This window comes from Methanosarcina barkeri 3, assembly GCF_000970305.1.
Lineage (GTDB): Archaea > Halobacteriota > Methanosarcinia > Methanosarcinales > Methanosarcinaceae > Methanosarcina > Methanosarcina barkeri_A.
The window spans coordinates 2,778,857-2,790,620 of sequence record NZ_CP009517.1; the positions used below are offsets into that span (position 1 = coordinate 2,778,857).

Here is an 11,764-nt window from a genome sequence, read left to right on the forward strand (position 1 = left end):
TTCGAAAAGGGTTAAACCCTTTTTCTTTTTTCTTAAAAAGGGTTTTCACTTTTTGATTTTGACTTCAGCACTAATTCTGTTCTTTTTCAGTCCGTTGTTTCATTGTCAACTTGTTCAGTCTCTTTTATGTAAGGTTTAATATCAAGCACGGGTGTTCCATTAATTGCATCAAGCCCTCTTACATGAAGCACATTATCCTCCACGTTAAGCAGCTCTACAATGGTAAGCCCTATCCCGTTAGGGCGGTAAGGGCTTCGGCTGGCAAAGATTCCGGAAATTTCTCCGTCATAACGACGGCGGTGGATGAGCTTGTATCCTTTCGATTTGCTGAAGTAAAACAGGATGTACAGTTTTTCAAAGTCTTCAATTCTGTAAAGCCCATCGGTAAACTCCTGCATGAGGACTATTTTTGAAACTTTACTATATACTTCTTCATTATATACCGGCTCAAGATAGTCATTTTCAACGTAGCCTACAGGAACCATTTCAATTCTTTCGGAAACCTCAGGATTTTCATTCATCTTCTGCCTCAAAACACGGAATGCAAACCATCTTTCCGTTTTTAATCCTACCCAGAGGTTCCATGAAACCTTCCCCGCATTTGCTGCAGACCAGGGTAGGATAAATTATGGCTTTTTCCGGCGGCTCGGCTTCAACTTCCCTTACCCAAAAAAGCTCTTCTTCGGGCATTTCCAGTATTCTTTGGCTTTTTGCGTCATGGGAAGCCTGAAATTCTTTCTTCTCTTCAAGGCTTGCAGTGCCTGCCCTTAATTTTGCGAAGAGTGCAGTATGCTTTTCGTCAGGGGGGAGAGCATTGGGTTTCAGGGAAATCCTCAGAGCTTTGTTATCGCCTCTTTTGAAGTACGTGTAAACATGTTTTCCGTGGTCCTTGAAAATTAGATTCCCTTTCCCACAGGTGCATCCGTTTATTGCCTGAATGGCATCTACGGCACAGGACCTGTTTTCTGCAATTGCGACCAGTTCTTCATCTTTGCTGCGATCTTTGAAGCGGTTGGCAGCAAGCGTTGCTACTCTATAGCCGATAGAAAGTCCTGGACATACGTGCCCATGAAACTGTACTGCAGTATCGAAATCCAAGTTTTTGACTCCTGGTTTTTTAGCTCCTAATTATACCAATTTTTACATTGGGCCTTCATGTTAGAAATGATTAACTTTAATGAAATAATTCCATATTATTTAGGTGTTATTTATAGATTTTTTATTGATAAATATTACAGAAAAAGTATCTCGTAATAAGAGCAGGTGTGCTTTCGAGATTTAAGAAATAAGAATGTTCGCTTTTTACACTATTTCTGAGGTTTTACTCTTGAAATAACAAAAACACTGAACCCTGGTTTAAGCATTGATGTTTGATATTTATTTAAATCTGTATGAAAAATAAAGATCAGGTTTAAGGCAACTAACTAAGATTTATAAACAGGACTCCGCTCACTTTATATAACATGAATTTAGAGTAGTCAACCTCATCCAGAGCATGCCATGAAAAATGGTTTAGGTAAAATCTGTTCTACATAACTCCAGAAATAACCATTATAATTGGGAGCCTTATTTGCCACCTCTGATAGGCTCCCAATTGCGTGATTCAACCCCTACGATTAAGAGAAAAACCCCTTAACTCTTAATCGTTGACTTTCTCTTTATGTTATAGAGGTATATAACCTATACGACTTTGAAATTTGCGTCGCGTTAAATTATTTAGCCGCCTCAAAATCATAACCATGAGACTTAATGGCTGGCTCAAAGATTAGACATATTTTTAACATGTTGGAGATTATAAAAGTGATTAAATTGCTTTAAAAGTAAAAAATAGATCATATTTGTTTATTTGATTAAATAATTATATATAACGTATATAGAATAGTATTTTCAGGTGAAAATAGATACGAAGTCTGGTTACAGGCACTAATTCATGATATATATATTTTATAACTTAACATTCAATACAATTTTTTTCTCCATATTGCATATATTATAAATAATAATTATATGTTGAAAATTTATAGCGACTTTTCACTAGACCAGATTACAATACTAATTTCTCTTAGAAAACTAATAGTCTAGTACTGCGATTCTCAAATATATTTGGAAAACTTAACTTTAGAATTAATTCGCATATCACGAATATTCTAAGAAATAAGGAATTGATTTTGGAATTGATTTTAGAATTAACGTTGTAATTAATTTTAGAATTGACGTTGTAATTGATTTTGGAATTGAAGCACTAGGGACGAATAAACATTTATTTTCATATTAGACTTTGAGTGTCAGATTTTGAGTGTCAGGTTCCTTTAACAATTGAGGTTTTCAGGAGATGCGCAGTTGAAAAGTGAGAACGTTTAAAAAATGAAGAACACTTGAAAAATGGGGAAGATATTTATCAAATATCTGTATATACAATAAAAACATGAACAGCCCACTTCTCGAATTGATATTCCTTTCCGAAAAAAGGAAAGAACTCCTTTTATTTTTGAAGGATGGGCCCAAAACAATTTCAGAGATTAAAGAAAAACTGAATGTAGGTCTGGTGGCTATTCTCCCTCAACTAAAAAAGCTGAGAGAAAACTCCTTGATTTTAAAGACAGGTGATACCTACAGTCTGGCTCCTCTTGGGATAGCAATAACTAGTAGAATGAAACCAATGATAGATGTATTAAATGTATTCGGAAGCAAATATGAGTATTGGGCAACCCACGCAGTTGAATCCATACCCGATCCTTTGCGTGAAAGGATAGGAGAGCTGGCTAGCTGCACCTTTTCCGAACCTCCTGACAGGACACATCTCTTTGAACCTCATAGAGAATTTGTGGAAAACCTTATGAAATCAAAAAAAATAAGTGGTATTGCCTCGATATTTCATCCTCTTTACCCATCTCTTTTCCTTTCCTTTGCAAAAAATGGAGTTGATGTTTCTCTTCTTGTAACCCGTCCGATTTATGAAAGATTGAATAAAGAGTACAGAGCAGAAATGAATGAGTTTCTTAAGTTCAAGAACGCCAGTTTCTACGTTTACGATAAGAAAATAGAACTCGCCTATGCAGTTACTGATATATTCCTTTCCCTTACCCTACCTTTTTCGGACGGCACCTACGACCATAAAGAAGATGTCCTGTGCTTTGACTCGCAGGCTATTAAGTGGGGAGAAGATCTTTTTGCTTATTATAGAAAGATCTCGGACAAAATAACCGAAATGAACTGAAATCTAAACTCCGTCAAGAACAGCTCCTGTAACAGCCGGAAGATAATTATAAATTGAACCCTCGCCATCCCATATACTATGCAAAAAGTTCAGGAAACCGCAGAAAAAATACGGAATATGGAAATTCGGGGAGCAGGCAGGATTGCAAAAGCTGCTGCTGAAGCTATAAGGGACTATGCAGCAGGACTGGACGTAGCTTCAATGGAAGAATTTAGTGCCAGAATAAGGGAAGTCTCGAATTTTCTCATAAGTACCCGCCCAACAGCCGTTTCCCTCCCAAATGCCGTAAAACTCTCATCAAAATATTCTTCAGCAAACGTGGAGGAAGCAAGGCAGGAGATCATTGAAAACGCAAACCTCTTTATCGAGAGAGCGGACAAGGCTCTGGAAAAAATAGGAAAAATCGGGTCAAGAAGAATCCAGGACGGAGATGTTATTATGACCCATTGCAATTCCCATGCTGCTCTTTCTATCATCACCACAGCCTTTGAAAACGGAAAGGATATCTCCATAATTTCTACCGAAAGCCGCCCAAGGTGTCAGGGCTTATTGACAATCCGTCACCTTAATAATTTTGGAATTCCCACAACCCTGATTGTAGATTCTGCGGTGCGCTACTACATGAAAGATGTGGATAAGGTTATTGTTGGAGCTGATGCTATAGCAGCTAACGGTGCGCTGGTAAACAAAATCGGAACCTCACAGCTTGCACTTGCCGCCCATGAGGCCAGAAAAAGCTTTATGGTCGCAGCTGAAACTTTCAAATTTAGCCCGAGCACGATTGTCGGAAATCCGATAGAAATCGAAGAAAGAGCTGTAGATGAAATAGTGGATCTGGCAGTTATTTCAGAGCTTTCTCACGTGCAGGTAAGAAATCCGGCTTTTGACTTCACTCCTGCCGAATATATAGATATGATTGTAACCGATATAGGAATCATCCCGCCTGCAATGGCTTACACCGTTATAAAAGAACATCTTGGATGGGAACTTGGTGAAATCTAGGACGTATGAAGGTTAGTTATATAAATAAATGGGAGGAAAATGATAATTAAATGGGAGAGAAAATGATTATCAGGCTTTACTTTTTAATCTAATCCTTTTTTTAGTTTTTAATCTAATCCTTCTTCTATTTTTGTTTTATCTGATTATAAAATCAAAATTGTATATATGAATACAAATTCAAGTCAAAATCCATGCAAGTTGAGTACTACACTAAACAACAAGAAGGAAAAAACATGATTAATGTTGAGTATATAGAAGGTTCACAAGAGATATTGTATTTAATACAACCTCTGTGGGAGAGACTTAAAGATTATCATCAAAATAAATCGAGATATTTTGCAGATAATTATGCGAATAAAAGATTTCAAGATAGAATTAACGAATTAACAGGTGATTCAAAAGTTGGTATGAAAGTTAACTTAGTAAAAGACAAAGACACAGGACAATATATTGGATACTGCATTAGCACAATTAACAAAGAAATGATAGGGGAAATAGACTCACTGTATGTGGAAAAAGAATATCGCAAACAAGGGATTGGAAACCAATTGATGGAAAGAGCCCTTGAGTGGCTGGATAAAAATAAGGTAAAATCAAAAATAATCGCCGTAGGAGATGGAAACGAAAACGTAATCGATTTTTATAATCATTACGGTTTCCATATAAGAAAAATAATTTTAGGACAAGTTTCGAACGCTTAATGCAAGTTTCGAACGCTTAATGATCTTTAGAGGACTTCGATAAACCTCTGATTTCAACATATTACTTATATATTCATTATAAGCAACTAGCCAAAAAGCTGGGTTTATCGAAGTCCTCTTTAGTTGTTCCATCCTTAATCCGAACCACTCTCGAACACTCCTTTGCGACTTCGGGGTCGTGCGTCACAACAAGAATTGTCTGCCCTTTTTCACTCAATTCTTTAAAAACTCGTACAATCGAGTCTCTGGTTTTACTGTCCACCTCACCTGTAGGTTCGTCAGCCAGGATAACAGCAGGCTTATTCGCAAGTGCCCTGGCAATAGAGACTCTCTGCTGTTCGCCTCCGGATAATTCCGAAGGCTTATGGGAAAGCCGGTCTCCAAGTCCAAGTTCTTCTAGCAGTGCCTTTGCCCTTTCTTCCCTTTCTTTTTTAGGCACCCTGGAAAAACGCATGGAAAGCTCCACATTTTCAAGCGCAGAAAGGGTCGGAATCAGATTATAGTGCTGGAAGATAAAACCGATTTTTTCTCTTCTCACACGAGGAAGCAGTTTTTCAGGCACAGATGTGAGATCCGTCCCGTCAAGAATGATTTTTCCGTCAGTCGCTTTTTCAAGTGTACCTATAAGGGCGAGAAGAGTTGATTTCCCGGAACCTGAGGGCCCCATTATCGCAAGAAGTTCACCTTTTCTTACGGTTATGCAGGCACAGCGAAGGGCGTGAACAGGAATTTTGCCCTGAAAATAAGTTTTGGAAAGGTTTTCGACCTGCATTATGATTTTCTGGCCTTTGTTTTCCAAATTGAGAGTAGATTCATCTTTTTCCAGCTTTCCAGGAGTTTCAAACACCTCCTCTTCAACTCTCATTTCAGGCATGTTTTAAAGCCTCCATAGGGCTCATCTTCGAAGCCCTGTAAGCAGGATAAAGCCCGGAAAGAGCCCCTATCAATAAGGCGAAGAGCATGGCAATTACAAGAAGCCTGGGCGTTATCAGGAAAAGCATTATCCTCGTGTTCGCAAGCCACGCATTCATAATATAGACGGCAACGGAACCTACCAGAATTCCGAGGATTCCGCCGAAAAGGCCCATAAATGAAGCTTCTCCAAGCGTGAGGAGTAAAATATCCCTCGTTTCGGCCCCAATTGCTTTTAAAATTCCGAACTCTCTTGTCCTTTCGGCAACTGACATGAGCATGGTATTCATCACGCAGAGCCCGCCTATGATTGCTGCAAGAAGTCCTGAACTGATGGTGATTACGCTGAAAATCATAAAGGACTGCCTTGCCTGCACCTCAAGTTCCCCCGGAGAAAGGGTGCTTGTACCTTTAACGCTTAACTCTATGCGTTTGGAGAGCATTTCGGCATCTATTCGCTCATCAGGCACTGCAAAGATATAGGAAACCGAATTGCCCACATCGTATAGATCCTGCGCAGTTTCGAGAGGTATAATTACCGCATTGTCAAAAATAGAGCCTGTGTAGTCCAGAATTCCTGCAACGGTAAAATACTTGTCATGGATCTCAAACTTGCTTCCTATCTGAAGTTTATATTCCCTCTGTATGTTGCTTCCGACAACAACATCATAGGAATCACCCGGATTGAGAAAACGGCCTGCTTTCAGGTCCACGGGATAAAGAGCAACGCTGGATTTTTCCGGGGGAACGCCAAGGATCTGCTTCCCGGTCATTCCCATTTTGTCCTCATCAAAAGTGGTCATTAAGAGCCCATACGCATCTTTCACCCCTGCTACTCGGAGGACGTCACTTACCTTATCTTCCGTGAGTCCCCCTCCAAAGACTCCGCTTTCGGAAAAGACACGGATTTTATCGCTGGTTACACTCATGGAGCGCTCAAAGGTCTGGTGGAAGTTTTCTGACATCGCACCCATAACTATAACTGCAAAGATTCCAAGTGCAATTCCACAGACTGTCAGTGCACTTCTGACCTTCCGGTTCATTATATTTCGGATGATGAGGTCAAACATAATGATCCTGTATTTGAACTCTATACGGTTTTAAGCTGTCACGTCAAGAAAGATTTCAAGATTTCAAGGTGTTCAAGAACTTTTTTCTCCCTTACTTACAAATAAGATTCCGGCACAGAGAAAGATCTCCAGAACTGTGAGAAAACTAGATGCTGGGGATTCTTCGGTCGGACTTGCTTCTGCTACCGGTTCAAAGACCCTGAGAACCGTTTCATGGCTATCCAGAGTTTCTCCTTCGGAATTCAGCACATAAATCTTTACATTATAATCTCCCTTCGGGACTCCCTGCCAGATTATACCTACCGTGTCTTCTTTTCCCGAAGTCAGGAGATCTGCGGTTTCCTCAAAAACCTGAACTTTCCCATCTTCAGGCATCAGCACAACCCTCACAATCCCGTCAAAAGGTACCTGGGATTTTCCGACAACAGTAACACTTGCTCCGTATTCATCCACATCGATATCCCGATCAATAATTTCCACCTTTTCTTTGGCTCTAAAATTCGAGATATAGGCTGCAGTAATATCAGGAGAGTGGGAATGGACCTTCAAAAATGCAGTGTAGTTTTTATCTTTCTCGAGCAGTAAAGGCCAGTAGCTTACATTATAATAAGTGCTTGTAATAGGGATGTTTTTCTGCTTTTCAGAATACAAGATTTCCGTGCCCGATAGAAGTTTCAGGTCAAGATCGATCATACCGGGCTCAGGAGCCTGTATAGTTCTTAAATTAGCAGAGCTTGTAAGACTCATTAAAACTGAAGCTTTCTCAGAATCTGCAGAAAAGTCAACAAGTTTAAGTTTTGAAAGGATGGGATTTCGGGAAGAAAACGAAAGTTCTCTCGAGCTAATGCTTTGACTCCCGTTTTTCACAAGAACCTGCGCTTTATAAGAGTTCCTATCTTTTCCAAAATTGTCCTCAATTTTCCAGAACAGGACTTTTGTAATTTCCTGCCCTTCGTTAACAGGCCCTAGAAGAAGAGTTTCGGATTTCAGCAGTTTTTTCTCTGAACTCAAAGTAAAAACGAGAGAGACATTTTCAAGAGGTTGCTCAAACCTGACTGTAACATCCGAGAGTTCGCAGTCTGAGAAAAAATCCGTGATAACGGCATCTTCCTGTCTTTCCGTCTCAGGGCCTGTCCCATTTACTGCTGCGAAAACAGGACTAAGCTCAACACAGAAGATGATCAGGAATAAAAGAACGAAAAAAAAGCAGAAAATAAACTCTCTATGTCTAAAAGAACTTATTTCTTCAGGCAAGCTCAAGCCCGGCTCCTCCTCCCTTTCAGAAATTTCAGGATAGAAACTTAAGGAACCCGGCTATTCAGGAGTTCTAAACTCTAAACCAGCCCTTCAGGAGTTCTAAACTCTAAACCAGCCCTTCAGGAGTTCTAAACTCTAAACCAGCCCTTCAGGAGTTCTAAACTCTAAACCAGCCCTTCAGGAGTTCTAAACTCTAAACCAGCCCTTCAGGAGTTCTAAACTCTAAACCGGCATTCCAGTCTTTTTCTATTATTGGGATATATGTTGGAACCTGTATGTTTAAGTTTTCATTTTTCTGTAAAAATAAAGGTTTTAAATCCAGTTTTTTTCTGACTTTGCTTTACCTGGTTATTAAAGCTGTCCGAGCCTGATCTCAGTTGATTTGAGCCTTAGATCTTTGTCGTAACCCAGGTTCCGCAGGATATGGGAGACTTTTTAATTGCTTCTCCATCGAGAACTTCTTCAAGCATGGCAGGGTTTCGGGCATCCATGACAAGAGCGTCGAGTTTACAGCGCTCGATAATTTTTGCGGCTACAGGGTCAACAGGAGATTTGGAGCCTGCTTTCATCTCTATTGCCATGACTATGTTTATAAGTTTCTCAGGAGAGATTTTATCGTATTTTACTGCCGAAGGGTCACAGTTAGGGTCCGAGGAGTAAACTCCATCAATAGATGTTGCAATTGCTAGCAGGTCCGCACGCAGGAACTCCGCAAGAATTGCAGCAACGGCATCCGTTGTCTGGCCAGGAGTAACTCCTCCCATAACAACTACCTTTCCTGGACGGATAGCCTTTGAGGCCTCAAGATAATTTGCAGGAATTTCCGGACAAGAATCGGGCCCAAGGGCTGCAGCAAGAAGGCGTGCATTCAGGCGAGTAATTTCGATACCTATGTAGTCGCAGGTCACTTCATCGGCGCCAACTGCCCTTGCAGTGTCAATGTAGTTCCTTGCCGCTTCCCCTCCTCCGGCTACCACAAGCAGAGTATGCTTTTTCGAGAGCTTACGGAGAACATCCGCGTATTTTAAAAAACGTTCAGGATCAAGATTTTTTGCGAGAATTGAACCGCCTAATGAGAGTACTATGAGCATGATGATCTCTACACATTAACAATTCGGATTTTTAAATGTATCGCTGAACATTTTTTCATTAAGTTACCAAATAATCTTTTCTGTACTGCAATACCAATAAGAATCAAGAATAAATTGCCATAAAGTATTTATAATACGTAATATTCAACATAACTGACTAATCAGTCAATCGTAGAGATAATACATGAAAGAACAAGTAAAAGATAAAAGAGCAGCCATTCTGGAAGCAGCCCTGAAACTCTTCACAGAAAGAGGCTTCCACGGTACATCCACTGCCCAAATTTCAAAAGAAGCAGGTGTAGCCACAGGTACGCTTTTTAACTATTTTCCTACAAAGGAAGATCTTATCAACAGCCTGTATTTTGAGGTAAAGGGAGAGTTAAGCCGCAATATGGGAAGAGAAATTAAGGCACAGAGTACCTTCAAAGATAAATTAAAAAAAATATGGTCAAATTTAGTCAAATGGGGAGTAGAAAATCAGGAAGAATTCCTTTTTGTCGGGCAGTTCTGCTCATCTCCCTATATCACAAAATTTACACGTGATGAAGTGATGAAAGAGTATGTCTTCCTCCATAATCTAGTGGACGAAGGAATAAAAAAGGGAGAGATCAGAGATTATTCTGCGGAACTTGCCATTGCAATGTTTTATCAGGGTAGCAGGACGGTAGTGAATCTCATCCTTGATTCAGACTCGTCACTGGATAAAAATAAGGCTTTAGAAGAGGGATTTGAAATTATTTGGAGGGGGCTGGCCGATAAATAATTTTTTCATCCTACTTATGAGTAAGTAATCAATCAGATATTGAGCAAATAGTTATATAATATTAACAGTATTGATTGACTGATCAGTCAAAAACGGAATTCCATTATATGATGAGATTACCCATATTATGATCTCATTTTGCAATCAGCATTTCACTCCACATGTGAGTGGCCAGTCAATCACATACAAAAATTAACGACTTATTTGTCTAACGACTTATTTGTCGTAAAATTAGGCGTTAACCAAAAGTCAATCAGAAGCAAATAAAATAACTCAAAATTTAGGAGAGAGAAAAATGCTGTATAGAAAGGTTCCGAAGAATGGAGATGAACTTTCGATACTTGGATTCGGATGCATGCGCCTTCCAATGAAAGAAGACGGTAGTATAGATGAAGAAAGAGCCACTAAGCAGGTACGCTATGCAATCGATCACGGAGTAAACTATATTGATACAGCATGGCCCTATCACATGGAACAGAGCGAACCTTTTTTAGGTCGTGCTCTTACTGACGGGTATAGAGAAAAGGTTAAACTCGCAACAAAGTTACCTTCCTGGCTTATAGAGAGCCGGGAGGATATGGATAAGTTCTTAAATGCTCAATTGGAGAAACTTAAAACAGACCATATAGACTATTACCTTATCCATGCTCTAGTTGGTGAACTGTGGGACAATGTTAGAAAGCTGGGTGTAGCTGATTTCCTTGACAAAGCCAAAGCTGACGGCCGCATAATTAATGCAGGTTTTTCTTTCCATGGTTCGGGAGAGGACTTCAATCGGATAGTGGATGCCTATGACTGGGACTTTTGTCAGATCCAGTACAACTTCCTGGACGAAAAGAACCAGGCGGGTACCAGAGGTTTGGAATATGCAGCTTCAAAAGGCCTTGGAGTAATTATTATGGAGCCCCTGCGTGGAGGAAACCTCACAAACCCTGTGCCTCCTGCTGTGAAAGAGATATGGGATGGAGCCCCTGCAAAGAGAACCGCTGCAGAATGGGCTCTTCGATGGGTATGGAACCATCCAGAAGTCACGGTTGTCCTTTCCGGGATGAATGAGGAAACACATATTGAAGAGAACCTGAAGGTGGCAGATGAAGCTTACCCGAACTCTCTGACTGAAACCGAACTACAGCTAATAAAGAAAGTAGAGCAGAAGTACCGTGAACTTATGAAAGTAGGCTGTACGGGATGTAGATATTGTATGCCCTGTCCATCAGGAGTGGATATTCCATTATGTTTCGAAATGTACAACAACGTGTACATGTCCGGCAACGCAGACGAGACAAAGTTCTTTTATGCTGCAAGGCTGGGTGGTATTTTAGGTGGAGATCCCGGATTTGCATCGCAGTGCGTACAATGTGGGGAGTGCCTTGAGAAATGCCCCCAGCACCTTGATATCCCAACGGTTCTCGAATCCGTTATAGAAGAACTTGAAGGCTCTGACCTGGAAGAAAGAGTTGTCATGGTAAAGCAACTGTTCAAGAAGCAAACTTAAAAGTGAAGCGAAAACAACTCTAAGTGCCAAAAAACGAGGATATTGTTTAAGCCGACTTTATAGGAAAACTAAACAATATTTCCATTTTTCGATGCTATCTTCATGTTTGAATTATATTCATTCAGCCGTAGAATTTTAAAATAATTACCTCAATTGCAAAACAACAATCGGATAACTCTGAGAATCAAGTTTGTGTGAGTATAGCTCGAAACTCTAAAGAGTTCCCAGAAGAATAAATTGTTATCCAAAAACTTGA

11 protein-coding genes are annotated in these 11,764 nt (G+C 40.0%); 5 read left to right on the forward strand and 6 right to left on the reverse strand.

Annotated elements, in window-relative coordinates; translation table 11 throughout:
• Window positions 1-86 precede the first annotated feature (86 nt).
• Together tsaA and MSBR3_RS11150 are read right to left on the reverse strand one after the other, a co-directional pair.
• Window positions 87-521 carry a tRNA (N6-threonylcarbamoyladenosine(37)-N6)-methyltransferase TrmO gene (gene tsaA / locus MSBR3_RS11145; protein WP_048108167.1) on the reverse strand — a complete coding sequence of 145 codons (435 nt, stop codon included), beginning with the start codon at window positions 519-521 and terminating at the stop codon, window positions 87-89.
• Entirely contained in the window at window positions 514-1,098 is a 585-nt protein-coding gene (locus MSBR3_RS11150) for an FmdE family protein (RefSeq protein WP_048108170.1), read from the reverse strand. Before MSBR3_RS11150 ends, tsaA begins: the two co-directional genes overlap by 8 nt.
• Before the next feature lie 1,327 nt (window positions 1,099-2,425).
• Between MSBR3_RS11150 and MSBR3_RS11155 the strand changes: the two genes are divergently transcribed.
• The 3 genes from MSBR3_RS11155 (at window position 2,426) to MSBR3_RS11165 (ending at window position 4,920) form a co-directional block, all read left to right on the forward strand.
• Entirely contained in the window at window positions 2,426-3,217 is a 792-nt protein-coding gene (locus MSBR3_RS11155) for a helix-turn-helix transcriptional regulator (protein ID WP_048108172.1), read from the forward strand.
• Window positions 3,218-3,295: 78 nt separating this feature from the next.
• Window positions 3,296-4,219, forward strand: a complete 924-nt coding sequence (locus MSBR3_RS11160) for a ribose 1,5-bisphosphate isomerase (protein ID WP_048108174.1) — start codon at window positions 3,296-3,298, stop codon at window positions 4,217-4,219.
• Between the two features lie 191 nt (window positions 4,220-4,410).
• Entirely contained in the window at window positions 4,411-4,920 is a 510-nt protein-coding gene (locus tag MSBR3_RS11165) for a GNAT family N-acetyltransferase (protein WP_230627410.1), read from the forward strand.
• Between the two features lie 76 nt (window positions 4,921-4,996).
• On the opposite strand, the gene MSBR3_RS11170 is transcribed toward MSBR3_RS11165, so the two are convergent.
• From MSBR3_RS11170 to pyrH, 4 genes are all read right to left on the reverse strand, one after another.
• Window positions 4,997-5,692, reverse strand: a complete 696-nt coding sequence (locus MSBR3_RS11170; protein ID WP_048110396.1) for an ABC transporter ATP-binding protein — start codon at window positions 5,690-5,692, stop codon at window positions 4,997-4,999.
• 94 nt (window positions 5,693-5,786) lie between these two features.
• Entirely contained in the window at window positions 5,787-6,902 is a 1,116-nt protein-coding gene (locus MSBR3_RS11175) for an ABC transporter permease (protein ID WP_048108175.1), read from the reverse strand.
• A gap of 72 nt (window positions 6,903-6,974) precedes the next feature.
• On the reverse strand, window positions 6,975-8,162 hold the full coding sequence (locus MSBR3_RS11180) for a hypothetical protein (protein ID WP_048108177.1): 1,188 nt from the start codon (window positions 8,160-8,162) through the stop codon (window positions 6,975-6,977).
• Between the two features lie 386 nt (window positions 8,163-8,548).
• Window positions 8,549-9,250, reverse strand: coding sequence for a UMP kinase (pyrH, locus tag MSBR3_RS11185; RefSeq protein ID WP_048108179.1), 702 nt, complete (start codon window positions 9,248-9,250; stop codon window positions 8,549-8,551).
• A gap of 184 nt (window positions 9,251-9,434) precedes the next feature.
• On the opposite strand from pyrH, the gene MSBR3_RS11190 reads away from it, so the two are divergent.
• The gene (locus MSBR3_RS11190; protein ID WP_048108185.1) at window positions 9,435-10,013 is read left to right on the forward strand and encodes a TetR/AcrR family transcriptional regulator; all 579 of its coding nucleotides are present in this window, start codon (window positions 9,435-9,437) and stop codon (window positions 10,011-10,013) included.
• Window positions 10,014-10,308: 295 nt separating this feature from the next.
• The gene (locus MSBR3_RS11195) at window positions 10,309-11,508 is read left to right on the forward strand and encodes an aldo/keto reductase (RefSeq protein WP_048108187.1); all 1,200 of its coding nucleotides are present in this window, start codon (window positions 10,309-10,311) and stop codon (window positions 11,506-11,508) included.
• The last annotated feature ends 256 nt before the right edge of the window (window positions 11,509-11,764 follow it).